The organism is Methylobacterium thuringiense (genome assembly GCF_022179645.1).
Classification (GTDB): Bacteria; Pseudomonadota; Alphaproteobacteria; order Rhizobiales; family Beijerinckiaceae; genus Methylobacterium; species Methylobacterium thuringiense.
Genome location: NZ_BPRA01000003.1, coordinates 260,919 through 284,299, shown reverse-complemented (window position 1 = coordinate 284,299; position 23,381 = coordinate 260,919). Strand labels below are relative to the sequence as shown.

General features: G+C 64.9%; 29 protein-coding genes and 1 tRNA gene. 11 read left to right on the top strand and 19 right to left on the bottom strand.

Translation table 11 applies throughout. The annotated features are described in order from the left end of the window. Nucleotides 1–2 precede the first annotated feature (2 nt). A complete protein-coding gene (locus tag MFF07_RS04725) occupies nt 3–719 on the bottom strand; it encodes a response regulator (protein WP_147814097.1) in 717 nt (238 codons plus the stop codon). Further along, the gene (locus MFF07_RS04720) at nt 719–1,231 is read right to left on the bottom strand and encodes a MarR family winged helix-turn-helix transcriptional regulator (protein ID WP_147814260.1); all 513 of its coding nucleotides are present in this window, start codon (nt 1,229–1,231) and stop codon (nt 719–721) included. The genes MFF07_RS04725 and MFF07_RS04720 overlap by 1 nt, the downstream gene beginning before the upstream one ends. Before the next feature lie 223 nt (nt 1,232–1,454). On the opposite strand from MFF07_RS04720, the gene MFF07_RS04715 reads away from it, so the two are divergent. From MFF07_RS04715 to MFF07_RS04705, 3 genes are all read left to right on the top strand, one after another. Next, nucleotides 1,455–2,342, top strand: coding sequence for a branched-chain amino acid aminotransferase (locus tag MFF07_RS04715; protein WP_147814099.1), 888 nt, complete (start codon nt 1,455–1,457; stop codon nt 2,340–2,342). Between the two features lie 208 nt (nt 2,343–2,550). Then, nucleotides 2,551–2,793 (top strand): DUF3072 domain-containing protein, encoded by a 243-nt coding sequence (locus tag MFF07_RS04710; RefSeq protein ID WP_238230800.1) that lies wholly within the window; start codon nt 2,551–2,553, stop codon nt 2,791–2,793. A 120-nt stretch (nt 2,794–2,913) separates the two neighbouring features. After that, on the top strand, nt 2,914–3,132 hold the full coding sequence (locus tag MFF07_RS04705; protein WP_238230798.1) for a Flp family type IVb pilin: 219 nt from the start codon (nt 2,914–2,916) through the stop codon (nt 3,130–3,132). A gap of 169 nt (nt 3,133–3,301) precedes the next feature. Here MFF07_RS04705 and MFF07_RS04700 read toward each other — a convergent pair. Then, a tRNA-Thr gene (locus MFF07_RS04700) sits at nt 3,302–3,377 on the bottom strand. Between the two features lie 110 nt (nt 3,378–3,487). Then, the gene (locus MFF07_RS04695) at nt 3,488–3,967 is read right to left on the bottom strand and encodes a PAS domain-containing protein (RefSeq protein WP_147814103.1); all 480 of its coding nucleotides are present in this window, start codon (nt 3,965–3,967) and stop codon (nt 3,488–3,490) included. Between the two features lie 446 nt (nt 3,968–4,413). Between MFF07_RS04695 and MFF07_RS04690 the strand changes: the two genes are divergently transcribed. Beyond that, nucleotides 4,414–5,340: a 3'-5' exonuclease gene (locus tag MFF07_RS04690; protein ID WP_147814264.1), complete on the top strand. Its 927-nt coding sequence runs from the start codon at nt 4,414–4,416 to the stop codon at nt 5,338–5,340. 6 nt (nt 5,341–5,346) lie between these two features. Here MFF07_RS04690 and MFF07_RS04685 read toward each other — a convergent pair whose 3' ends face one another. The 3 genes from MFF07_RS04685 to MFF07_RS04675 all read right to left on the bottom strand — a co-directional run bounded on the left by MFF07_RS04685 (nt 5,347) and on the right by MFF07_RS04675 (nt 7,685). After that, nucleotides 5,347–5,583 carry a hypothetical protein gene (locus MFF07_RS04685; protein WP_147814105.1) on the bottom strand — a complete coding sequence of 79 codons (237 nt, stop codon included), beginning with the start codon at nt 5,581–5,583 and terminating at the stop codon, nt 5,347–5,349. Between the two features lie 82 nt (nt 5,584–5,665). Beyond that, nucleotides 5,666–6,268, bottom strand: coding sequence for an ActR/PrrA/RegA family redox response regulator transcription factor (locus MFF07_RS04680; RefSeq protein WP_147814107.1), 603 nt, complete (start codon nt 6,266–6,268; stop codon nt 5,666–5,668). A gap of 34 nt (nt 6,269–6,302) precedes the next feature. Further along, nucleotides 6,303–7,685 (bottom strand): ActS/PrrB/RegB family redox-sensitive histidine kinase, encoded by a 1,383-nt coding sequence (locus tag MFF07_RS04675; RefSeq protein WP_147814109.1) that lies wholly within the window; start codon nt 7,683–7,685, stop codon nt 6,303–6,305. Between the two features lie 249 nt (nt 7,686–7,934). Between MFF07_RS04675 and MFF07_RS04670 the strand changes: the two genes are divergently transcribed. Next, nucleotides 7,935–9,209, top strand: a complete 1,275-nt coding sequence (locus tag MFF07_RS04670) for a polyhydroxyalkanoate depolymerase (RefSeq protein WP_147814111.1) — start codon at nt 7,935–7,937, stop codon at nt 9,207–9,209. 175 nt (nt 9,210–9,384) lie between these two features. Then, complete coding sequence (locus MFF07_RS04665) at nt 9,385–10,116, top strand: M48 family metallopeptidase (RefSeq protein ID WP_147814266.1); 732 nt, start codon at nt 9,385–9,387, stop codon at nt 10,114–10,116. A 26-nt stretch (nt 10,117–10,142) separates the two neighbouring features. Here MFF07_RS04665 and MFF07_RS04660 read toward each other — a convergent pair whose 3' ends face one another. Beyond that, complete coding sequence (locus tag MFF07_RS04660) at nt 10,143–10,553, bottom strand: hypothetical protein (RefSeq protein ID WP_147814113.1); 411 nt, start codon at nt 10,551–10,553, stop codon at nt 10,143–10,145. Between the two features lie 253 nt (nt 10,554–10,806). On the opposite strand from MFF07_RS04660, the gene MFF07_RS04655 reads away from it, so the two are divergent. From MFF07_RS04655 to MFF07_RS04645, 3 genes are all read left to right on the top strand, one after another. Beyond that, nucleotides 10,807–11,010 carry a CsbD family protein gene (locus tag MFF07_RS04655; protein WP_147814115.1) on the top strand — a complete coding sequence of 68 codons (204 nt, stop codon included), beginning with the start codon at nt 10,807–10,809 and terminating at the stop codon, nt 11,008–11,010. Between the two features lie 180 nt (nt 11,011–11,190). After that, nucleotides 11,191–11,607, top strand: coding sequence for a CsbD family protein (locus MFF07_RS04650; protein ID WP_147814117.1), 417 nt, complete (start codon nt 11,191–11,193; stop codon nt 11,605–11,607). Nucleotides 11,608–11,692: 85 nt separating this feature from the next. After that, complete coding sequence (locus MFF07_RS04645; protein ID WP_147814268.1) at nt 11,693–12,469, top strand: creatininase family protein; 777 nt, start codon at nt 11,693–11,695, stop codon at nt 12,467–12,469. A 15-nt stretch (nt 12,470–12,484) separates the two neighbouring features. Here MFF07_RS04645 and MFF07_RS04640 read toward each other — a convergent pair whose 3' ends face one another. From MFF07_RS04640 to MFF07_RS04610, 7 genes are all read right to left on the bottom strand, one after another. Beyond that, nucleotides 12,485–13,240, bottom strand: a complete 756-nt coding sequence (locus MFF07_RS04640; protein ID WP_147814119.1) for a pseudouridine synthase — start codon at nt 13,238–13,240, stop codon at nt 12,485–12,487. Continuing rightward, nucleotides 13,237–14,196, bottom strand: coding sequence for a class I SAM-dependent methyltransferase (locus MFF07_RS04635; protein ID WP_373322240.1), 960 nt, complete (start codon nt 14,194–14,196; stop codon nt 13,237–13,239). The genes MFF07_RS04640 and MFF07_RS04635 overlap by 4 nt, the downstream gene beginning before the upstream one ends. Nucleotides 14,197–14,422: 226 nt before the next feature. Then, complete coding sequence (gene era, locus MFF07_RS04630; protein WP_147814122.1) at nt 14,423–15,412, bottom strand: GTPase Era; 990 nt, start codon at nt 15,410–15,412, stop codon at nt 14,423–14,425. Next, on the bottom strand, nt 15,409–16,200 hold the full coding sequence (rnc, locus tag MFF07_RS04625) for a ribonuclease III (RefSeq protein WP_147814124.1): 792 nt from the start codon (nt 16,198–16,200) through the stop codon (nt 15,409–15,411). Before rnc ends, era begins: the two co-directional genes overlap by 4 nt. 1 nt (nt 16,201) lies before the next feature. Further along, on the bottom strand, nt 16,202–17,008 hold the full coding sequence (gene lepB, locus MFF07_RS04620) for a signal peptidase I (RefSeq protein ID WP_147814126.1): 807 nt from the start codon (nt 17,006–17,008) through the stop codon (nt 16,202–16,204). Between the two features lie 123 nt (nt 17,009–17,131). Continuing rightward, nucleotides 17,132–17,545 carry a holo-ACP synthase gene (gene acpS / locus MFF07_RS04615; RefSeq protein ID WP_147814128.1) on the bottom strand — a complete coding sequence of 138 codons (414 nt, stop codon included), beginning with the start codon at nt 17,543–17,545 and terminating at the stop codon, nt 17,132–17,134. A gap of 465 nt (nt 17,546–18,010) precedes the next feature. Further along, a complete protein-coding gene (locus MFF07_RS04610; RefSeq protein ID WP_147814130.1) occupies nt 18,011–18,769 on the bottom strand; it encodes a pyridoxine 5'-phosphate synthase in 759 nt (252 codons plus the stop codon). 204 nt (nt 18,770–18,973) lie between these two features. On the opposite strand from MFF07_RS04610, the gene MFF07_RS04605 reads away from it, so the two are divergent. Further along, nucleotides 18,974–20,056 (top strand): catalase family protein, encoded by a 1,083-nt coding sequence (locus MFF07_RS04605; protein ID WP_147814132.1) that lies wholly within the window; start codon nt 18,974–18,976, stop codon nt 20,054–20,056. A gap of 231 nt (nt 20,057–20,287) precedes the next feature. Here the strand turns inward: MFF07_RS04605 and MFF07_RS04600 are convergent, their stop codons facing one another. Next, the gene (locus MFF07_RS04600) at nt 20,288–20,533 is read right to left on the bottom strand and encodes an acetyltransferase (protein WP_147814134.1); all 246 of its coding nucleotides are present in this window, start codon (nt 20,531–20,533) and stop codon (nt 20,288–20,290) included. A 112-nt stretch (nt 20,534–20,645) separates the two neighbouring features. Between MFF07_RS04600 and MFF07_RS04595 the strand changes: the two genes are divergently transcribed. After that, on the top strand, nt 20,646–21,020 hold the full coding sequence (locus MFF07_RS04595; RefSeq protein ID WP_147078721.1) for a PH domain-containing protein: 375 nt from the start codon (nt 20,646–20,648) through the stop codon (nt 21,018–21,020). Between the two features lie 245 nt (nt 21,021–21,265). On the opposite strand, the gene MFF07_RS04590 is transcribed toward MFF07_RS04595, so the two are convergent. From MFF07_RS04590 to MFF07_RS04580, 3 genes are all read right to left on the bottom strand, one after another. Beyond that, entirely contained in the window at nt 21,266–21,910 is a 645-nt protein-coding gene (locus tag MFF07_RS04590; RefSeq protein WP_147814136.1) for a HEPN domain-containing protein, read from the bottom strand. Between the two features lie 20 nt (nt 21,911–21,930). Beyond that, nucleotides 21,931–22,413 carry a hypothetical protein gene (locus MFF07_RS04585; protein ID WP_238230794.1) on the bottom strand — a complete coding sequence of 161 codons (483 nt, stop codon included), beginning with the start codon at nt 22,411–22,413 and terminating at the stop codon, nt 21,931–21,933. Nucleotides 22,414–22,661: 248 nt separating this feature from the next. Beyond that, entirely contained in the window at nt 22,662–22,988 is a 327-nt protein-coding gene (locus MFF07_RS04580; protein ID WP_283206809.1) for a DUF262 domain-containing protein, read from the bottom strand. Nucleotides 22,989–23,381 lie beyond the last annotated feature (393 nt).

The window sequence follows — 23,381 nt, the reverse complement described above, 5'->3', positions numbered from 1 at the left end:
GGTCAGTCGACCGCGAGGCGATAGCCGACGCCGCGCACCGTCTGGAGATAGATGGGGTTGGCCGGGTCGACCTCGGTCTTGCGGCGCAGGCGGTTGATCTGGACGTCGATGGTGCGCTCCCCGGCCCAGCCGCCGGCCAGGGCATCGCGCTCGACATTGCCGCCGCGGGCCTCTGCCAGCATGGTCAAAATCTCGCGCTCGCGCTCGCTGATCTTGACGGATTCATCGTCGCGCCGGAGTTCGCCCCTGTCGATCTTGTAGGTGAACGGCCCGAAGCTGACCTCGCCGCCCGGCGTGCGGACCGGTCCCGTCGGCACGCCCCGCTTGATGATGTTGTTGAGCCGCAGGATCAGCTCGCGGGGCTCGAAGGGCTTTGGCAAATAGTCGTCGGCGCCGATCTCCAGCCCCATCACCCGGTCGTTCGAGTTGGAGCGCGCGGTGAGCATCAGGATCGGCACCCGCGAGGTCTCGCGCACCTGCCGCGCATAGTCGAAGCCGTTCTCGCCCGGCATCATCACGTCGAGCACGAGTGCATCGAACACGAAGGATTGCGAGCGGGCGCGGGCCTCGGGCACGTCGGCCGCGGCGGTGACGCGAAACCCCTGCTCGGCGAGGAAGCGGGTCAGCAATTCGCGTACCCGGCGGTCGTCGTCGACCACGAGGACGTGCGGGGCGTGGTCCGGCAACTCGACGCGCGGCTTCGGGGAAGGGATTGCCATCAGGCGGCGGCCTTGGCGCGCCGCGCCATCAGCCGGGTGACGACGGCGCGCTCTTCCGGCTCGATCATCGCCAGCAGGAACCCTTGCGCCGAAGCCAGCGCCTCGCCCGGATCGTCGTTGGCGCCGCGACGCGGCTGGTCGACGAGCGCGCGGGCGACGCGGCGCATCTGCACCCGGCTCAGCTCCTCCGCGAAACGGATGCCGAGATCGGTGCAGAACAGCAGCCTCTGGCGCCGGTCGTTCGTACCGGTGCGCTGCGCGATGTAGCCCTGTTCGATCAAGTCTTTCAGCACCCGGTTGAGGCTCTGCTTCGTGATCCGGAGGATATCGAGGAGTTCGGCGATCGTGAGTCCCGGATAGCGGTCGACGAAGTGTAGCACCCGGTGATGCGCCCGTCCGAAGCCGTATTCCGCCAGGATTCGGTCGGGGTCGGCGACGAAATCGCGATAGGCGAAGAACAGCAATTCGATGAGGTCGTCGCCGTCGTTGCGGTCGGGAAAATGCGGCTCCATGATCGGGCTCGGCTCGCCGCCGCCGGCGGCCTCTGTCGTCGCGCGATGGGGCAAGGCGATGGCGACCTCGACGGAGAAGGCGATGCGGTGCGGATAAGTCAGTGTTGTTGACATATCTCAGCCCCATCGTTAGGCGTCAACCCTCCCGGCGCAGCCCCTCGATGTCCCCCGGCCCGCCGTTCGAACCCGCGGTTTTTTCGATGCCGCGTAAGAGGAAGCCGACATGTCCGTGATCCCCTTCGACGAGCGCGAGGGCACCATCTGGTTCGACGGCGCCATGGTGCCGTGGCGGGATGCCAAGATTCACGTGCTGAGCCACGGGCTGCATTACGGCTCGTCGGTGTTCGAGGGCGAGCGCGCCTATGGCGGCGTGATCTTCAAGAGCCGCGAGCATGCCGAGCGCCTGAGGCGGTCCGCGCAGTACCTCGATTACGAGATCCCCTTTTCGGTCGAGGAGATCGAGGCCGCGAAGGAACTCGTGCTCAAGACCAGCGGCCTCAGCGACGCCTATCTGCGCCCGGTCGCGTGGCGCGGTTCGGAGATGATGGGCGTGTCCGCGCAGGGCAACACCATCCACCTCGCCGTCGCCGCCTGGGAATGGCCGAGCTATTTCGACCCGGCCACCAAGATGAAGGGCATCCGCCTGGACATCGCCGACTACCGCCGGCCCGACCCACGCACGATCCCCTCGGCCTCGAAGGCGGCGGGGCTCTACATGATCTGCACGATCTCGAAGCACCGCGCCGAGAACAAGGGTTATGCCGACGCGCTGATGCTCGATTGGGAGGACAACGTCGCCGAATGCACCGGCGCGAACATCTTCTTCATCCAGGACGGCGCGATCCATACGCCGCTGGCCGACCGCTTCCTCAACGGCATCACCCGGCAGACCGTGATCGATCTGGCCAAGCGCCGCGGTTTCGAGCTCGTCGAGCGGCGCATCCGGCCGGAGGAGATGGAAGGCTTTTCGGAGTGCTTCATCACCGGTTCGGCCGCCGAGGTGACACCGGTCTCCGAGATCGGCCCCTATCGCTTCACGCCAGCCGCGATGACCAAGACCCTGATGGACGACTACACCGCCGAAGTGCAGCCGCGGGCGAAGGCGGCGTGAGGGACTGAGCGCGCGATCGCTGTCGCGCGTGCTGCGGGAAACGCGACGGCCGTGGGTGGTCGGCCGGCTTGTTGCGCCTGCGGCTCGCAAGCCCGACGGCATGTGATTTCGGTCGCGCAAACCGTCCCGATCTGCTGTTCGAAGCATCTACCGGGAACACCGCGTCCAGCGATGCGTTCTCAGGAACGTTTCATGAACAGGTGGACCGATGACCAAGACGACTCACGACGCTCCCGCAAACCCAAAGGTCGATCCCGACGATTCCTCGAACCGGATCAAGGATCCGGACGAGTGGACCACGGGCGGTGAGCCGATGACTGGCGCGCAGGCCTCCTACCTCAAGACGCTCTCGGAGCAGGCCAAGGAGCCGAAAGCGTTCGAACCCGATCTCGACAAGGCGGAGGCCTCCAAGCGGATCGACGCGCTGCGGAAGGCCGCCGGAACAGAGTAAGACGGCGGGCACTGCGGTAACCGAGCGGGATATCGGCAAGATCGAGGGTTCGATTAAGGCCTTGGCAACTCGGAAGCGGTGAGAATGACGCGTTGGAAGTCCGGGTAAGGTTGGACCGTCTTGAGCATTCCATCGCCGATGATGCCGACCGAACGGCGCTCGCCGCGCCGTTCGACCGTGATGACGTTCCTATCGGATCGGCGCGGGGAGACAGCGATCGAGTACGGCCTCATCGCCACCCTCGTCGTCGTCGTCACTCTGGCGGGTCTGTCTCAGTTCAGCGCCGCAACCAACAAAATGTATAACAAGATCACGAATGCGATGGCGGCGACGCCGTAACGCCTTGCCGTAGATCGATTCTTCCCCGTGAGTGGTTCGCCCTAAGGTATGGCTGTCGGGCCATGACGAGGATGGATACATCGTAAGGAAGCAGCAAAAATCTGAAGGTTCATTCGCCAAATTGGTACTATGACCAATCTGAAATCAGCGCTCAATCATCCAATAAGAATGGTGCCGCTTGAGGGATTCGAACCCCCGACCCCCTCATTACGAATGAGGTGCTCTACCAGCTGAGCTAAAGCGGCGCAGGGCGGTCGAGCGCTGGGCCGAACCGTCCTGACAAGCCAAGCCCATAAAGGCCACGCGCCGGCTTGGCAAGACGATGGGCAGCGGATGATCCGGCCGAAGAACCGGATCAAATCATCTGTCGCGCGCACGACGCAATCGATCGCGGCGGGAGATGGACGCTGCAAGGGAAGCCGTCGACCTCCAAGAGAATGTTCGATCCGGCGACGATATTGCCGGACCCGTCGCGCAGTGGCGTCGGATACGGCATGAAGCGGACCTTGTTGCCGTCAGGACGCTCGAGGATGGCCTGGACGCCGCGCACGGCACGGCCTTCCCTGAGGGCAACCGCCATTGGACATGCCTCGTGGGGAAGTGCGGAGCCGTCCGTCTCGTAAAGCCTCCAGGCACCGCACCAGCGAGCCTTGCCGAGCACGGGTCGGAAGCCCCAGAGTTTCGCGGCGGCATCATTGTAATAGGTCAGCCAGCCCTCGGCGTCCGTGGTGTAGAGAGCGGCTGGAATCTGGCGAAAGAGTTCGGCCCGAGACGGCTCGTAATTCCAATCGGAATCCGGTGCGTCGAAATCGTAGTCGATGCCTTCGAAATCCATTGTACTCCCCCACGACAGACGGGCCGGGCGCCCATGGCGAAAACCGGAACTCCGGTCTCCGTTTGCCCCCATCTGTCGCGAGTCCCTGTGAGCCCTCCGGCCGCTTTCGCGGGTCGCTGAAGGCTCTTCGGTGTGCACCGGCGAAGGCGCGCACTCCAGATCGTCCAACCCTGCAAGATTGTGCCTGGACAGCTTCCGGGGGCGGTTGCTGTCCCGACGCCATGACCGGAATGACCAGTCTGGGCTCTCAAGTAGGGTCCTATGCGGACATGCCTTTACAAACATGAAAACAGTTTCCGTGCAAGTGTCGCAAGCTTATGTTGCAACGCGATATTTTACTTTCTGTCGAGTGCCATCGTCCGAACGCTCCACGCAGAAAACGATCGACGCCGCACTGCGAGATCGACCGTTGATGGAGGAGTCGCGGATCCCCTATGGTCGGCGCCATGGACGCGATCGCGATCGACTTCGAAACGGCCAACGAGCGGCGCGACAGCGCCTGCGCGGTCGGCCTCGCTTGGATCGACGGCGGACGCGTCGTACGCCGGGAGACGCGGCTGATTAGGCCGCCGGAGCTGCGTTTTTCACCGGGTAATATCCGGGTCCACGGCATCCTGCCGGCGGATGTACGCGGCCAACCGAATTTGCCCGAGGCGATGGCTGAATTCCTGCCGGACCTTTCGGATCGGCTGGTACTCGCCCACAATGCCGGCTTCGATATGAGCGTACTTTCGGCATCGCTCGCTGCCTGGGGCAGGCCCGTCCCGGCGGTGAAATATCTGTGCACCCTGCGGATCGCGCGGCAGGTGTTTCCGGATCCGGCCGGATGCGGGCTAGCCAAGGTCGCCGGACGGCTCGGCATCCGCTTCGAACATCACGATGCGGGCGAGGATGCCTATGCCTGCGCCGAGATCGCCCTCGCAGCCATGCGCGAGCGAGACGCAAGGAGCGTAGCCGAACTGCCAGGCCTGCTAAAGCTACCCGCACTCGTGCTGTCGGGCGGCTACCGTCCGGACCCTGAGGATGCCCGCTCGACCGCATCGCGGGCGCTGCTCGTCGGACGCAGGCCGCCGGGCAAGGCCGATCTCGGCCTACGCTTCGCCATCCGCGGCAGCACGGGCAACCGTTATGAGGTCGTGCTGGAGGAGCGCAGCACCGGCCCCTATCTGCGCTGTGACTGCATCGCCGGCCGTCATCGCAAGCGTTGCCGACATGTCGACGCCATCGTCGAAGGCGACGTCACCGCTTTGGTCTCAGGCAATTTCGGGGATGTCGAACGCCTGCGCGTTCGCCTCACCGCTGCGATGACGCCGGTGGAACCGCTACGGGTCAGATCGCCGATCGAATCCCGGCGTCAGGCCAGCTTCGGGTAGAAGCGCTCAGCGACGGCGAGGAGCAGGATTGCGCAATGGCTCGATGCTGACGGCACGACGCCAAAGCTGCAGCATGATCCAGGCGGCGCCGAGGCTGAACAGTGCCATCAGTACATGTCCGACGGTGTCGCCGAGCTCGAACAGGCCCGCCAGCGCCCAACCCGCAGCCACGGCCGCGGCAAACACTTCGGTTCCGACCAGCACCATCAGGCTGACGATCGTGATCAGGTTGCGGGTGTTCACGGGCTCGGACCTGTCTGTGGCTCAGTTGCACGCGCAGTAGCCCGACAGGCCCCACACGTGCAACCAAAGTCTGTCTAAGTGCTCACCGGGGAGCGCGCTTGGCCAGGATACGCTGCAGCGTGCGACGGTGCATGTTCAGACGGCGCGCCGTCTCCGAAACGTTGCGCTGACACAGCTCGTAGACGCGCTGGATATGCTCCCAACGCACCCGGTCCGCCGACATCGGGTTCTCGGGCGGATCGGCACGCTCGCCCGGCTGGGCCATCAGCGTGCCGTGGATCTCGTCGGCATCGGCAGGCTTCGCGAGGTAGTCGAAAGCGCCGAGCTTCACGGCGGTTACGGCGGTGGCGATGTTGCCGTAGCCGGTGAGCACCACGCCCCGCGCCTCGGGACGACGCTCCTTGAGGCGGGCAATCACGTCGAGGCCATTGCCGTCGCCGAGACGCATGTCGACGACCGCGAAGGCCGGGGGCTCGCGGTCGACGGCGGCAACGCCCTCGGCCACGCTCTCGGCCACATGGACGTTGTAGCCACGCGCTTCCATCGCGCGGGCAAGCCGGGTCGAGAACGGACGGTCGTCGTCGAGGATCAGCAGGCTGCGATCGGTGAAGGCAGCCAGCGGATCGGCATCGGACAACACCGCAGGATCGGTTCCCTGCGTCGGCGCACCGGTGTGCGTGAGCATGTGATGTTCCTTGTTCGGTCTATGCTTTGACCACTTATATGGGCGCCGTTCCGCGTTCGGGCAGTGGCCACATTGAATTGGGCGCAACAAAATTGTTCGCCAAAGTTCCGCGCTCGAAAATGTGGCGCGCCCAGGAGATCCGCGCCACCGCACCTTTCATCCCCGGAGTCGAGGCATTCGAAAGGCTGAGCTGCGCACCCGAGCGCTCGATCAGGGTCTTTGCGATGAACAGGCCGAGCCCGAGACCCGAGCCGACCGTGTCGGGAGAGGTCGAGGGGCCGGGGCTACGGGTGGTGACGTAAGGTTCGCCGGCGCGCAGCAGGACTTCACTCGGAAAGCCCGGCCCGTCGTCGCGGAACTCCAAGGAGACCCGATCCAAGGTCCAGCGGGCTTCGACCAGCACGCGCGATTCCGCGAAATCGACGGCGTTGTCGAGGATGTTGGCCAGCCCGAAGGTCACGCCGGGATTGCGACGGCAGGACGGCTCCGGCCCTTCCCCGCTCTTCGAGACCTCGACGGCGATGCCGAGCGCGCGCTGCGGGGCGACGAGTTCCTCGATCAGATGGCCGAAACTCAGCGTCTGGAGGAAGCCTTCGTCCTCGTCCAACGAGGTCAGCTTCGAGAGGATGCCGCGGCAGCGGTCGACCTGATCGCGCAGGAGCTTGAGATCGTCCGCCACCGCCTGCGTCGCCGTGGGGCCGAGCTGCCGGTCGAGTTCCTTGGCCACCACCATGATGGTGCCGAGCGGCGTGCCGAGTTCGTGCGCAGCCGCCGCCGCCAGCCCGTCGAGTTGCGAGAGGTGCTGCTCGCGGGCGAGCACCAGTTCGGTCGCGGCGAGCGCCTGGGCCAGCTGCCGCGCCTCCTCGGCGACGCGCCAGGCGTAAACGCCGGTGAAGGCGGTGCCGAGCAGGATCGCGGTCCAGACGCCGGAGACATAGAGGAACGGCAACTCGATGCGCCCATCGGCGAACCAGGGCAGCGGCCGATGGACCAGGGCCAGCAACGTCGCCAGCCCGATCGCGAGCATGCCGAGCGCCAGAGTCCGCTCCGGCGGCAGGGCCGTGGCCGAGATCAGAACCGGGGCGAGGAAGAGCAGCGAGAATGGATTCTGCAGCCCTCCCGTCAGGAAAAGCAGGGCGGCGAGTTGCACGATGTCGAAGGCGAGCAACAGCGCCGCCGAATCGTCGCTGAGCCGGTAACTCGCCGGAAAGCGGATGCGCAGCGCCAGGTTCAACCAGGACGAGACGGCGATCACCAGGAAGCACCAGCCGAACGGCAGGCGCAGCCCGAGTCCGAATTGCGCACCGAGGACCGCCGCGCTCTGGCCGGTCAGCGCAAGCCAGCGCAGGCGCACGAAGGTGTCGAGCCTGAGATGCCGGGCGTCGTTGACGCCGGCTCCGCTGCCCAGGTCGTTCATGTGCTCAAAACGTTCATGACGGTGTCCACAACTTTGGAAGGCCGGCCGTCGACCCAACTGCCGGCGAGATGGAACGGCCGAAGCTGTCGCGCGTCATCGCCGGTTCAGGCCACATGCCGGAAGAACCGGCGCGCGGAATCGTTCCCTGAACCGGGATTGCCAGAAAGACAGATTTGGCTCGGCGTGCCGGGTCTCCGACAGATCCTGGAACCGCAGCCGCGCAAAAGGGCCACGCCAAAGGGAGTCGTCATGGATCTCGCCTACGTCTGGTACGAAACCATGAGGGCAATGCTGGCCCCGGCCCGGCTCATGGCCGACATGACCCGGCACGGCCTGCAGAACCCGGCCAACCCGCTCGCCTACTCACAGTACTTGCGGCCGCTCACCGCCGCCTGCGAGATGTTCGAGCGGGTGACGCGCCGCTACGGCAAGCCGGCCTTCGGCTTCGACAACACGATCGTCGACGGCGTGGCCGTGCCGGTCTCCGAGCGCGTGGTCTGGTCACGGCCGTTCTGTAACGTCATCGCCTTCGATCGCGGTCTCGTGCACGGACCTGCCGAACCGGATCCCAAGCTGCTGATCGTGGCGCCGATGTCCGGCCACTACGCCACGCTTCTGCGCGGCACCGTCGAGGCGATGTTGCCGAACCATCGGGTGTTCATCACCGATTGGGCAGATGCGCGCATGGTGCCGCTGCTCGACGGCCATTTCGACCTCGACACCTACATCGACTATCTCCGCGACATCTTTCGCGATCTCGGGCCGGACCTGCACATCATGGCAGTGTGCCAGCCGGCCGTGCCGGTGCTCGCGGCAGTCGCCCTGATGGAAGCGCAGGAGTCTCAGTACGTCCCGGTCTCGATGACCCTGATGGGCGGCCCGATCGATACGCATCGCTCGCCCACAGCCGTGAATTGCCTCGCGCAGGAGCGTGGCATGGGCTGGTTCGAGCAGAACTGCATCACGCTGGTGCCGGCGATCTATCCCGGCGTCTTCCGGCGCGTCTATCCGGGTTACCTGCAGCTCTCGGGCTTCATGGCGATGAACCTCGATCGCCACGTCACCGCGCACAACGACATGTTCCATCATCTCGTCACCGGCGACGGCGAATCCGCCGAGAAGCACCGCGACTTCTACGACGAGTACCTCGCGGTGATGGATTTGACGGCCGAGTTCTACCTGCAGACCGTGCAGACCGTGTTCGTCGACCGTTCGTTGCCCAAGGGCGAGATGATGCATGCCGGCACGCGGGTCGATCTCGGCGCAATCCGCCGCTGTGCGATCCTCGCGGTGGAAGGCGAGAACGACGACATCTCGGGCGTCGGCCAGACCAAGGCCGCCCTCGACCTGACCCCAAACCTGCCCGCCGAGCGCAAGGCCTATCACCTGCAGGAAGAGGTCGGCCATTATGGTGTGTTCAACGGCTCGCGCTACCGCTCGGTGATCGCGCCACGCATCGCCCGCTTCATTCGCGAGATGCAGGGAACGCCCACCGCCAGCCGCTATCTGCGCGAGGTCGGCTGAGGGCCGGAACATCTCCGCCGCAGATGAGAATGGTCTGCGGCCTCCAGCGTGGCTATGCCCATTCTGAGACACGGCTTATGGTGCCGCTTCCGGCACGGCTACCCGAACGTGACAGCACGGACGGGGACGAGCCTAGGCGGTCAGGAGGCCGGATATCCGCGTCATGGTAGCCGCGTTGAGATCCATGCTGTTGCGGACACCCGATCCGGATTTCCTGGAAGTCTGGCACGAGGGCGTCGGCCTGCACGTCGTCCTGCGTCGGCGACCGACGGCGCGGCGGCTGACGCTGAGGGTCTCCAACGCCACCGGCGAGGTCATCCTGACGCTGCCGACGCGCACCTCGTTCGCGGCGGCTCAGAAATTCGCCGTAAGCCATGGCGGCTGGATCGCTGCGCGGCTTGCCAAGGTACCGGCGCGGGTGGCCTTCGAGCCGGGCGCCAGCATTCCGTTGCGGGGCGAGATGCATCGCATCGTCCATCGCCCGGGGCGAAGCGCATCGGCCGCCGAGCGGGCGGGCGACGAAGCAGTGCTCGCGGTATCGGGCGAAGCCGCGCACGTGTCACGCCGGGTGCGCGACTTCCTGCAGCGCGAGGTCCAGCGCGACCTGGCTTCAGCAGCCGACATCTATGCGGGCCGCCTCGGCGAGCGGCCGAAGCGCATCACGGTGCGGGACACGCGCAGCCGCTGGGGCTCGTGCACGGCGACCGGCGAACTGAACTTCTCCTGGCGGCTGATCCTCGCCCCGCCGGTCGTGCTTGACTACCTCGTCGCCCACGAGATGGCGCACTTGCGCGAGATGAATCACTCGGCCCGCTTCTGGGCGTTGACGAACGCCCTCTGCCCGAACGTCGACGAAGCCGAGCGCTGGCTCAAGCGGCACGGCTCGGAACTGCACCGCTACGGCTGAACCCGGTCTTCGGTCCGGCAGCGCCGTCAGCCCTTCGTGCGCACCGAGGTCCGGCGCAGCACACGCTCGGCAGGCCAGGCTGGGCGCGGGTCGGTATGGCCGGGCCAGAGGGTGCGCGGGGCGACGTTATCGCAGACCTCGCGCTGGCGAACGATCGGCTGGCCGAGCCGGTCCCGGCGCACGATCGTTCCACCTTCGTGGCAGAACCCTGCCATCGCCGCAGAGCTGCCGCCACGGCGCCCGCCCACCGCGACAGGCGGATGCTCGATCGTCAGGGGTGCCTGATGGTTGAGCGAGCGCTCCTGATAGGTCGTCGTCGCCTCGGGCGGGAGATAGTCCGACTCCTCGAATGGGAGCGAGAGCGCGGAGGCCGCGCCGGTCCCTGCAAGGAGCCACAAGGCGGGCAGAGTGAGGCGGCGGAGCGCGATTCGACGCATGGGGAAATCCGGACAGGAGCTTTCGACAGGATTAAGCCGTGAATGGTCGTGGCGATAGCGCGACCCGGCCACACTCGGCTGCTTCGCGTTCATCGGCAGCTTCCAGCGCTCGGATCCGTGGCCAGGGATGACCGCGGCGCGCCTCGCGGATCGGACCCTACCAAGGCCAGATTGGAACCTTCGCTGCCTCGTACCGTTCCGGTTGCCAGATAGGCCGTCGCGTCAAGCCGACGCACCTTAAAGGAGACCTGCGATGAGCAGCACAACCGACAAGATCAAGGGGACCGCCAATCAGGCCGCCGGCTCCATGAAGCAGAGCGTCGGCAAGATCACCGGCAATACCACGCTCCAGGCCGAGGGGCATGCTCAGGAAGCCAAAGGCACGACGCAGAAGACCGTCGGCAACGCCAAGCAAGGCCTCAAGAACCTCGCCGACAAGGTGAAGGCCGGCTTCTAGTCCGGGAGATAATTGCCGGCGGCTGCGCCCCATGCGCGCGCTGTCGGCGCCCCCTCCCTACGACACGGGAAACCTCGTGCGATGTCGCATTAAGAGGCTTCCCGAATTTTTTCTCCTTCGCGTCGCCGTATCCCGGGCCGTCAGCGGCCCAGAAATGCGATGCCTTAGAAAGACGTATCGATGAACCGAGATCAGATCGAAGGCGGAATCCGCAACATCCGCGGCCGTGGCCGCAGTGCCATCGGTGCTGTGACCGGCCGCGCCCGTCCGCAGGTCGAAGGCGCCTACGAGCAGGTCGCCGGCGTCGCCCAGTCGGCCTACGGTCGCGTCCAGGACCGCGCCGAGCGGCTGCACCGTGACGGCCGCGACTTCGCGGAGGATGCCGCCAAACGCGGTCGCAGCTTGCGCGACGACGTTTCCCAGCGAGGCCGCGCCATCAGCGACGAGGCGGCGGAGCGTGGCCGATATTACGGTCGCGAGGTGAGCGATCGCGGCCGTGCCGTCTATGCGCGGGCTGAAGAGAACAAGGGCACGACCCTTGCGCTCGTCGCCGCGGCCGCCTTCGGCATCGGCTGGCTGCTCAGCCGCCGCCGCTGACCTCCTCAGCGCGCTTGACGATCGAACCGGCTTGCCGCTCCTGTGCGGCGAGCCGGGTTCCGGCGGGATGCTCGACGAGGGGGCCATGCCGGCACGCGCCTGGCGCGATCTGACCACGGTGGATGTCGCGGCGCGCGACATGGCGCGTACCGTCACCGTGATGCCCGTCGCCGCCATCGAGCAGCACGGACCGCACTTGCCGCTCGGTACCGACGCGATCATTGCCGAAGGCTATCTCGAGCGTGTCGCCGCGCTGGTTCCCGACGCTCTCGACGTGCTGACGCTGCCGGTGCAGGCGGTCGGCAAGTCGGACGAGCACGACAGCTTCCCAGGCACCCTTTCGCTCACGACAGCGACGGCCTTGGCGGCTTGGATGGAGATCGGCGCCGGTGTCCACCGGGCCGGCTGCCCCAAGCTCGTCATCGTCACCTCGCACGGTGGCAACAGCGCGCTGATCGACCTGATCGCAGGCGAGCTGCGCGGCCGGTTCGGCACCGTCGTCGTGACGACTTCGTGGAGTCGACTCGGCTACCCCGATGGGCTCGTGCCGGAAGACGAGATCCGCCACGGCATTCATGCGGGCGGGATCGAGACGGCGCTGATGCTGGCGCTGCGGCCGGATCTGGTCCGCACCGAGCATGTTCGGAACTTCCAGCCGCGAACCGTGGCGATCGAGCGCGATTTCTCTCTGCTCCGCGCCGGACGGCCGGCGGCCTTCGCCTGGAAGGCCGAGGACCTGCATGCCTCCGGTGCGATCGGCCATGCCGCGCTGGGCACAGCGGAGGTCGGCGCGGCGATGCTCGAGCATGGCGCGCGCCGCTTCGTCGAACTGCTCGGCGAGGTCTCCCGCTTCGAGCTCTGACCTCGGAAGCCGAAGCTAACCGGCGAACAAGCCCGCGATGTCGGCCTCTTCCATGATCCGGTAGCGGCCGGCCTCGAGATCCTGCGGCAGTTCGAGCCCACCGATCTTGTCACGGTGTAGCGCGGCGACATGGTTGCCGATGGCTGCGAACATGCGGCGGACCTGATGGTAGCGGCCCTCGCTCAGCGTCAGGGCGGCATGGGTGGCGTGGTGGACCTCCAAGACGGCCGGCAGCAGCGGTTTCTCTTCCCCCTCCAGCATCAGCGTGCCGGAGGCAAAAACCCGTTCCTCGTCGCCGGCGAGTGGCCTCTCCAGCGTCACCTGATAGCGCTTCGCCACATGGGCCTTCGGCGAGATGATCCGATGCAGCAGGGCGCCGTCGTCGGTGAGGAGCAGGAGGCCGGAGGTTTCCTTGTCGAGGCGGCCGACGGTGGAGAGCGCGGGGTCGCGGTGCCGCCAGCGCTCGGGCAGCAGGCCGTAGACGAGCGGGCCGGTCTCCTTGTGCGAGCAGGTCACTCCCAGGGGCTTGTGTAGCAGCAGCGCGACGCCCGGCAGCGGATCGAGCGGCTCGTCGTCGATCGTCATGCGCGCGGACAGATCGGGATCGAGCGCGATGCGCCCGGCCGCGTCCCTCACGGGCTCCCCGTCGAGGAGGACGGCGCCGGCGCGGGCCAGACCCTGGATCTCGCGACGGGAGCCATACCCGAGATTGGCCAGCAGCTTGTCGAGACGGACGGCTTTACCTTGAGGAGCGGACTTGCCGCCGCTCATTTCCGAGCCTCGTAGACCTTGAAGCCGCCCTCGGAGGCGACGGGCGTTACGGTGCGGAATGCGGCGCGCAGGGGCGCCTCGTAGGGCAGATGCTGGTTCGCCGTGATCCAGAGCGTGCCGCCCGAGCGCAACGCGTCCGCGGCGCGTGCGATGAAGACCTTGCCGAGCGCCTGATCCTCGGCGCCGCCATCGTGGAAGGGCGGGTTCATCACCACGAAATCGAGGCGGGTCAGGGCCGGGTCGGGCTGGCGGATGTCAGCCCAGCGGATCGTGGCGCGCGGATCGACGACGTTGCGGCGGGCCATCTCGACGGCGCGCCGGTCGATGTCGATCATGGCGAGGCTCGTGACCGTCTCGGCGTGCAGCACGGCAAGCGCAAGGATACCGAGACCGCAACCGAAATCGGCGCCCTTGCCGGCGAGCTTTTTTGGGAGGTGCTTGAGCAGCAGCGCGCTGCCGGGATCGACTCGGTTCCACGAGAAGATACCGGGCTGCGTGCAGAGTGCGAGGTTGTCGACATGGCGCGAGCGGCCCTCCTCGATCGCCTCGTCGAGTCCGTCGAGGGATGCCGGACGCGAGACCGTGCAGATTCGGTGGTGTCGACGGGCCTCCTCCGACACCGCGCAGCCGAAACCTGCGAGTTCCTTGCCGAGTCGGCTACCGCCCCGATCCTTCGGCGCCAGGACGACCAGCGTTTCACCGGGCGAGAGTGCGCGCAGGACGAGCGCAAGAGCGTAGCGGCGCTCGGCCGTACCCGGCGGGGCGAGCACGACGGCGGAGCCCGGCAGCGCGGCCGTCTGCATGTCCTCCAGGCGCGCAGACCCCGGGATGAGCGGAGAGACCTGAAGCGCGTCCTGGGGCACGTCGACGAGTTCGTCGGACGGAAGGCCGTAAACGACGGGCCGCACGGTAGCGGCTCCGCTCTCGAGGTTTGACATGATCGGGGAGGGACTCATTCGGGGTCGTTACAGGCGGACGGCGAATCCCTTTCGGTTCGGAGAATCGCGCCGAGTCCGGTCTTTTACAGGCTTTGGCCGGCGTCCGGCACGACTGCGCTGTTGATGGCCGCACCGTTTGCGCATGTGACGCAGCGACGGGTTGGCATCGACACCCGGGAATTCCCGTCGCAGGCCGGAGACGGCCCGTCAGTCGCATCGATGACGAGGACAGGCCGCCGCTGAATCAGCCTCTCGGAAACTCCAGGCCCATCTCGCGGTAGCGGGCGGGATCGTCGGCCCAGTTCTCGCGTACCTTCACGTGCAGGAACAGGTGAACCTGAGCCTCGGCGACCTCGGCGATGTCGCGCCGGGCCGCCTGTCCGATCGCCTTGATGGTCTGGCCGGCCTTGCCGAGCACGATTGAGCGCTGGCTCTCGCGCTCGACGAAGATCGTCTGCTCGATGCGGACCGAGCCGTCGCTCTTGATCACCCACTGGTCGGTCTCGACGGTGGAGCGGTAGGGCAGTTCCTCGTGCAGCCGGTCGTAGATCTTTTCGCGGGTAATCTCGGCGGCGAGCATGCGGATGGGAGCGTCGGAAACCTGATCCTCCGGGTAGAGCCATGGGCTCGGCGGCATCCGGGCGGCGAGCGCCTTGCGCAGATGCGGGACGCCGTCGCCGTTCAGCGCGGAGATCATGAAGGTGTCCTCGAAGGGCGCCCGCGCGTTCACGGCCTGCGCCAGTTCGAGCAGCTTTTCGCGGGCGATCAGGTCGATCTTGTTGAGGATCAGGAGTTTCGGCCGCCGCACCTCGGGCAATTTCGACAGAATGGACTCGACCTCCTCGTCGATGCCCTTGCGCGCGTCGATCAGCAGGCAGAGCGCGTCCGCGTCGCCCGCGCCGCTCCAGGCCGAATGCACCATGGCGCGATCCAGCCGGCGCTTCGGCGCGAAGATGCCGGGGGTGTCGACCAGGATGACCTGGGCGCTGCCCTCCATCAGGATGCCGCGCACCTGGGTCCGCGTCGTCTGCACCTTTCGGGAGACGATCGTGACCTTCGCGCCGACGATCGCGTTCAGCAGGGTCGACTTGCCGGCATTCGGCACGCCGATGAGCGCGACGAAGCCGGCCTGGGTGTCGACGGGCTTCAGGGCTGCTGGCTCGCTCTCGGGTGCGCCCGACACCGTGCCGTCGGTCTTGTTCTCGTCGGGCGCCTGTCCCTCGATGTCGGTCATTCCGGTCCGTCCTGCGTGGCGCCTGCGGCACCGATTCCCTCGCGGTCGAGCACGGCCTGTGCCGCTTCCTGCTCCGCGAGCCGTTTAGAGCCGCCGCGTCCGAGCCCCTGTTCGACGCCCGACACGCGCGCGGCGATGACGAAAATCGGGGCGTGGTCCGGGCCCGAGCGCTCCACTACCTCATACACCGGAATCGGCAGCGCCCGCGCCATCGCCCACTCCTGCAACGCCGACTTGGCGTCACGCCCACGCGGTGCGGCGGTGTCCTGCTCGGGACGGAAGGCCGCGCGCACGATCGCCTTGGCCGCAACATAGCCGGCATCGAGGAACACGGCTCCGAGGATCGCCTCGCAGACATCGGCCAGGATGGTCTGGTTGCGCCGGCCTCCGCCCTGAACCTCGCCGGGGCCGAGATTGAGATGCGGCCCGACCTCCCAGGTCTCCGCCACGGATGCACAGGTTTCGCGGCGCACGAGCCCGGCGAGCCTGCGCGACAGGTCGCCCTCGTCGGCCTGCGGAAATGCCTCGTAGAGCAGGTCAGCCACGGCGAGACCGAGAACGCGGTCGCCCAAGAATTCGAGCCTCTGATAGCTGCCGATACGGCCACCATCCGCCTTGCTGACATGGGTTAGCGCCAGCGGCAGCAGGTCCCGGTCGGCGAAGCGATGGCCGATCGCGGTTTCGAGAACGTCGATCGCGGGTCTCGGGCGATGCGCGCGCCGGGCGCGACTCGATAGACGTCCCTGCTGTCCGTCGTCCGCGGGAGTCTTCTCAGTTTCGGCCGTCACATCAGTGAATCGTCGTAAAGATGCGGTTCCAGCGCACGTCGGCCGGCCAGCGCCAGACCTGCCAAGCGGGCGTGCCCTCGTCGATCGAGAAGAAGATCATCTCGGCGCGGCCGACGAAGTTCTCGAAGGGCACGTAGCCGACGCTCGAGAGGTCGCGCGAATCGGTCGAGTTGTCGCGGTTGTCGCCCATCATGAAGAAGTGGCCAGCGGGCACTGTGTAGAGCTCGGTGTTGTCCCAAAAGCCGTGGTCGCCGTCGCGCTCGACGGTGCGGTGCTCGACGCCGCCGGGCAGCGTCTCGTTGTATTGCGGCACCTTTGTCGCCTGGCCGAAGGCATCCGAGGTCTCGTAATCGGCGATGCGCTCGCGCTTCACGGCCTTGCCGTTGATGTTGAGCACGCCCTCGATCACCTGGATCTTGTCGCCGGGCAACCCGATCACGCGCTTGATGTAGTCGGTGGCGTTGTCCTTGGGCAGCTTGAACACGGCGATGTCGCCGCGCTTCGGCTCTGCGCCCCAGACGCGGGCGTGGTACTGGAACGGCAGGTACTCCGAGAGCGGCAGGGAGTATTTCGAGTAGCCGTAGGAGTATTTCGACACGAACAGGTAGTCGCCGATCAGCAACGTCGGCACCAACGATCCCGAGGGGATGTTGAAGGGCTGGAACAGCAGTGTCCGCACCACCAGGGCGATGAGCAGCGCCTGGATGCCGACCTTGACCGTCTCCCGGATGCTGGCCCAGGTTCCGGTATCAGGCTCGGCCGTCCGGATCTGCTGCTTCGTGTCGTGATCCACGCGCGCCTGTTCCATGCGTTGGTGCTGGGCTCCCGGCCGGTCTCCGCCACGGCCGCGACTGTGCGACCCGGCGACGCGTCGGCGGTGTGCGGCGGTCTAGACCAAGCCGAGCCCCCCGGCAACGCGGGCGCGCGCCGGCTACCGATGCGCCGTGCCGGAGGGCACGGCTTCGATGATCACGAAGGCCTGCGCCATGGGCGGATCGTCGGTCAGCGAGATGTGGATGCGGGCCTCGTGGCCCGCGGGCAGCATCTCGGCGAGACGCGCCTCGGCGCCGCCGCTGAGCCGCAGGGTCGGCTTGCCGCCGGGCAGGTTCACCACCTCCATGTCGCGCCAGAACACGCCGCTCGCCATACCGGTGCCGAGTGCCTTGGCGCAGGCCTCCTTGGCCGCGAAGCGACGGGCATAGGACGGCGCGCGGGCGGCGCGAGCATCGCACTTGGCCCGCTCGCCATCGGTGAAGACGCGATGGGTGAAGCGCTCGCCGAACCGCACGAGCGATGATTCGATGCGCCGGATGTCGCAGAGGTCCGAGCCGATGCCGAGGATCATGGATGCGTCGCGTCTTAGCCGATACGGCAATGATCTCGCCACGCGTGACCGCAGGGCGATGCCGCATCCATTACCGATCGGCGGGTACGCGTCGAGCGCGATCGTGGAGGGCAGATCGCCGCTCTATCCGGCGCAGCGGATGCCGCCGCCCTCTCGGTGCGCCTCATCGGCCACAGTTCGCGCCGGGCGGGGCTGCTATGAAGCGGAGCCGGCAGGAACAGTCCCGATCGTTCCGCGCCGACACCTCTTGAGCCCCGCGGCCACGCGCCTGCGGGGCTTTTGCTTGACCAAACTACCGCGCTCGCCGACCGACAATGGGGATGGTCGGGGCCGGCAAGCGCGGTAGGCCAGCGTTCATTCGAAACCGGCAGCGTATTCTATCGTACGGAATCGCGGCGTCTAGCGCGTACGACGCCGACAGGTGTCGAGCCCGGCGCACGTGTGCTGCGGCCATGCCGCAACCGGTCAGCCGCCGCGCGACCGGTCCATCGCCGCGCGCATGTCCCGCACCGCCCGCTGCAGCCCGACGAAGATCGCCTCGGCGATCAGGGCGTGACCGATATTGAGCTCCCTGAGTTCGGCCAGGGCCGCCACCGGCCCGACGCTGTCGAGGGTCAGGCCGTGCCCGGCATGGACCTCGAGGCCGAGGGCGGTGCCATGGCGCGCCGCGCGCACGATCCGGTCGAGTTCGGCGCGGGTGCGAGCCGCGTCGCCGGCCGCGTGCGCCTCGCAATAGCTGCCGGTGTGGAGTTCGACCACGGGCGCCCCCAAAGCGGACGCGGCCTCCATCACCGCCGCCTCGGGCTCGACGAACAGCGACACGCGGATGCCGGCCTGCGCCAGCGTGACGATTCGCGGCGCGAGGTGGGCGCGTCCGCCGACGATGTCGAGGCCGCCCTCGGTGGTCCTCTCCTCGCGCTTCTCGGGCACGAGGCAAGCGGCGTGCGGCCGCGTCGCCAGCGCGATGGCGACCATCTCGTCGGTGGCGGCCATCTCGAGGTTGAGCGGCACCGGCAGGCTCTTGAGCGCGGCGATGTCGGCATCGCGGATGTGGCGGCGGTCCTCGCGCAGATGCGCGGTGATGCCGTCGGCGCCGGCCGCGACGGCCTCGCGCGCCGCCCGGACCGGATCCGGATAGACACCGCCGCGGGCGTTCCGGACGGTGGCGACGTGATCGATGTTGACGCCGAGCCGCAGCGCATGGGGCGAGGAGGACGTGGACACGGGAAACTCCGCCAGGGACCGGACGGCCGCACGCTGGGCCGCTCCCGCCGGATTGGACCGCGGCCGGCGCGTTGACAATGGACCGGCGGCGCTCGCGTTCACGTGAACGCCCCGCGGGAAACATCAGAACCGATCCAACCTTGCCCTCCCAGGACCGGCGCCGCGGGCGAGATCCGCAGCGCGCCCGCATCGTGAGGAGACCGGATGACCTACCTGCGTTACGCCCCCGAGATCGAGACGCCCGAACAGGACGAGCAGGCGACGATCGACGGCATTATCCAGGGCATGACCCAGCAGTCGCAGACCGTCGAGACGCGCGACGGCCACGCCGTGCGCGCCAGCCACGCCAAGAGCACCGCCTGCGTCACCGGCACGCTGACCATCGCCGACGACCTGCCCCCCGAACTCGCCCAAGGCCTCTTCGCCACCCCCGGCAGCCACGCGGTGGCTGTACGCTTCGCCCAGGGGCCGGGCGAAAAACTCGGCGACCGCGTCTCCACCCACCGCGGCCTCTCGCTCAAGATCTTCGATGTTCCAGGCGAAAAGCTGCCCGGCCACGCGGCCGACACCCAGGATTTCGTGCTCGCCACCGGCACGACCTTCCCGTCCGGCACCGCCTCCGGCTTCCTGCGCGACGGCACGGTCATCGGCAAGGCCACCGGCCTGCCCGAGGGCGTGAAGAGCGCCGTCGCCTCCACGATGCGCAACTTCAACAAGCTGCTGCACGCCTTCGGCACCGAGAGCGCCCTTGCCGATTTCTTCGGCCACCCCTTCGGCCATCCCCTGGCCGAGAGCTATTTCAGCCAAGCCCCGATCCGCTTCGGCGATTACGTGGCGAAGCTCGGCGCCGTCCCGGTCGCGCCGGCCCAGCGCGCCCTCGAATCCTGGCAGCTCGACCCGAAGCAGGACGAAGACGGATTTCGCCACGCAGCCGTGGCCTATTTTAGCGAGAACGAGGCGGTCTACGAACTGAAGGCTCAGCTCTGGGCCGACCGCGACAAGCAGCCGATCGAGGACGCCTCCGTCGACTGGCCGGTCGCGATCAGCCCCTACCGGACGATCGCCACCCTCCGCCTGCCCCGGCAGGACGCGTACAGCCCGGAGCGCGTGCGCTACTTCGACGAGGTCATGACCTTTCGCCCGGCCCACAGCCTCGCGGCGCACCGTCCGCTGGGCTCGGTGATGCGCGCGCGGCTGCAGGTCTATCAGGCGCTCAGCCGCTTCCGGCAGGAGGAGAACGGCGTGAAGGCGGAGAACACCGGCGGGATCGCGCAGATTCCGGCGTGACAGCCAGACATCGACTTCGTGCCATCGAGACCAAAGGCTTTGCCGTCATTGCGAGCCGAAGGCGAAGCAATCCAGGGCCAACGCGCCGACGTAGCGAGTGAGGCCCTGGATTGCTTCGCTGCGCTTGCAATGACGACGGGGGTCAACCGACGAGAGAAAGAGCCATCGGAAAATATTTGAACGCGGCTTCGCTTACGCCGTGCGCCTTCAGCCTCGGCAAAAAACGCAGCTTCACTGTGCGTTGCGGCGGGCTCGTTCGAACGCGCGGGCGACGATCTCCTCCGGTTCGCCCTCGACGAACGCCCCGCGTTCGATCTGCGCCAGACCTTCCAGCACGTAGGGCAGATGCTCCGGCTCGACATCGAGCGGTCCGGCCTCATGGCCGGCGAGCGATACGATTGCCTGGGCAATGCTGTCTCGCTCCGCGGACGGCATTCGGCGCATGGCTTCGACGGCTTGGTTGAAAATGTCGGCCATAGATCACCTCGACCGGCAAAATAGCATGCTCGATGCCGCCGTACATCGCGTCGGCTCGCAAAGCCCGCTGCGCCGTCCCACATCACCGGGACACGACACGGAGCGCAGTCCCATGGGTCTCCTCGACGGACTTCTCGGCCACGGCAGCGACCTCACCCCCGGCGAGGTCGACCAGCAGCTCGCCGGCGTGCTGACGCAGGGCGAGAGCGTCCGCGTCGCCTTTCGGGTCCTGCGCGACCTGATGGTCTTCACCGACCGCCGCCTGATCCTGATCGACAAGCAGGGCATGACCGGCCGCAAGGTCGAGTACCTCACCGTACCCTACCGGGCGATCACCTCCTTCTCCGTCGAGACCGCCGGCAGCTTCGACATGGATTCCGAGCTGAAGGTCTGGGTGTCGGGCCGGCCCGATCCGATCGAGCGGACGCTGAAGCGCGGGGCGGATGTGATGGGGATCCAGCAGGCGATTGCGGCTTCGTTGAAGTGAGAGCTTTAGCTGAACTCACATACGTGGCAACCGAATCCCTATTATCTACGGCGAAGGCTTGACCAAGCTCGGTACGATCCCCTCACGATTTTTGTGGCCCCAGGCGAAATGGTATGCCCTGGTGCCGTAATCTTCCGTTCGACCATAATCCGACAATTTCCCACTCCCTTGACTCGCCCATACGTACCCGCGCACCAGTCAAAAGTAAGACATCTCGTCTTCTTGAAATTTTTGATCATATTTATTTAGACAGAAGTACAATTTTTTAGAACAATATCAAGCTCTTCATCGAGGGGCAGTAACAAACTTACAATTTTCAGCAAGCGGTCATATTCGCCTTTTGGATCGATTCCTTGCTGAACAAATTTTGCCGAACTGGTGTGAGCAGCCTTGCCTCTTTGCTGTCCAAAATCATCGATTTCCGTAAGAAAAACGTCATCGATTTTCTTATGATCTATACCAACGGGCAACAGCATACCAAGTATATTCTTCTCCCGAATACCATGATTGTTAATCGAAATTTGTTTTATAAATAGGCTGACGGCTTCATTTAACCTATGATTAACATCGATTAGTGAGGGCCATATCTTCTTTTGATTGTCTCCCGGCGCACTATATGTATCTGGAGGAAGCTTCATCTCTCTACCACTAAATGCGATAAGACACATTGCTGTAGCCGATACATGGCATTTTTCTTTCCAAGACGCCCAAGCTGTTTTAGCTATTTCAGTGACTCGCTCTTCAAAAAATTCTTCGATTTCTGCATGAGCTAAAACTCTGAAAGCCAGCGCTTTAACGAAAATGCTTTGGTCGCTGTAGTTACCTGTTGGGTCAAAAACAGCAGGCAATAAATGTGTACGCAGATATGCTATCTGCTCATTCAAACGCATGTAACCAGCGGACGCCATTGCTAGAAACCCGCAAACGAAATTCTTCCATCGACCAATTTTGGTGGCGCTGCAGGTAAAGCTATTATATTATGAAGCGCTTCCCCCCAAATTCTGAGCCGCGCTTCAGTATGAGGCAAGCCTGCTGTATCGCTTTCGATAGCCTCAGCAAATTCAGGGTTTTTCAGAACCTCATTGTATGCATTAATAACTCGATCTCGGTCGCCCAACATTGCATCACTAATGCGCGGTTCGGATGCATAGAACACAAGAGCGTCAAATATTGCTCGATTAAACGATTTGGAATTTTCTTTCCGTGCTATACGATTAGCCCCAAAAATATCGATAAGAGCCTTTGTAGCTTCTTTAAAGTTTCTTACCTGTTCTTTAACGACATATTGCGATTTATCCCAGTTGTTATTAAGTTTTTCGCAACTTTCATCAAGAAAAGTTTTCATACGGCCAGGATATTTTTCAACAAAGTTGTGAAGTGCGAGATATCTCACTAGCAGTTCTACGTCCCTCATTCTCGGATCTGGCGTCTTTCGAGAGAGCAGCGCTTGTATCTCTGAGGATGCCGCCGCAGCATCATCGACATAGTCGGAGAACCCACCTGGAACGACAGCCTGCCGCAGCTCCTGAGGCGATAACTTTACGCTTCCGGTGTTTAGCCTTAAAAATACGAGATGTAAGAATTCCGTATTTGGCCAGTTCCGGATGACAACGGTGCGTAGAGTGTGGTTCAAGAAAGCATTCAGCTCATTCGAGAGCGTAGGGTCCTCAGCAAGGTCTTTATATTTTTTCGAACTAAATCAGCTCTTGCTTCTAATCCTAATAGTGCAAAATTATTGTTTTCACCTTCAGCATCTCCAACAAACTGCAATAACGACAATAATCTTTGTTTTCCATCCAGGACTATATATTTACCGCGCTCGTTACGCTTCTCAGCTAGAACAATTTGAGGAATTGGAAGACCCAAAATAATTGATTCTACAAATCTGCTTTTGCGCAATACTCGCCAAGCGTCACGGCGCTGAAAGCGTGGCCTCATTTCGATATTTCCGCGCTTTGCTTGCGATATAATTGTTTCTACCGTCCAATCAGTCGAGTGAAGAACGGCTTGCGAGAAATCGCTACCTGATTGGCATCAAGGATGGCATCGCCTTCATCTGCAAATTCAAGATTATCATCATCAACCGGCATGCACTGCTTCCTCAGACAACGAACTTGATATCGAATCTTGCTACTACAAACGAGCATAAATCTAGCTGAACAGATCGCCAAGAGCTTTATGAACAGGAAGGCGGTGCACCTTAGATGCAAATGCTCTGGCTGGCCGTGCAGCATATGGCAGCGTCAGCAGAAGACGGCTAATTCCCGTCGCTATCCGAACTGCTTCCTCTCTCCACCTTGCCCTCCAGCAAAAACCCCGCTACACGCCCCGCTTCGCGTTCGCTCCGGCCGGGGGCTGAAC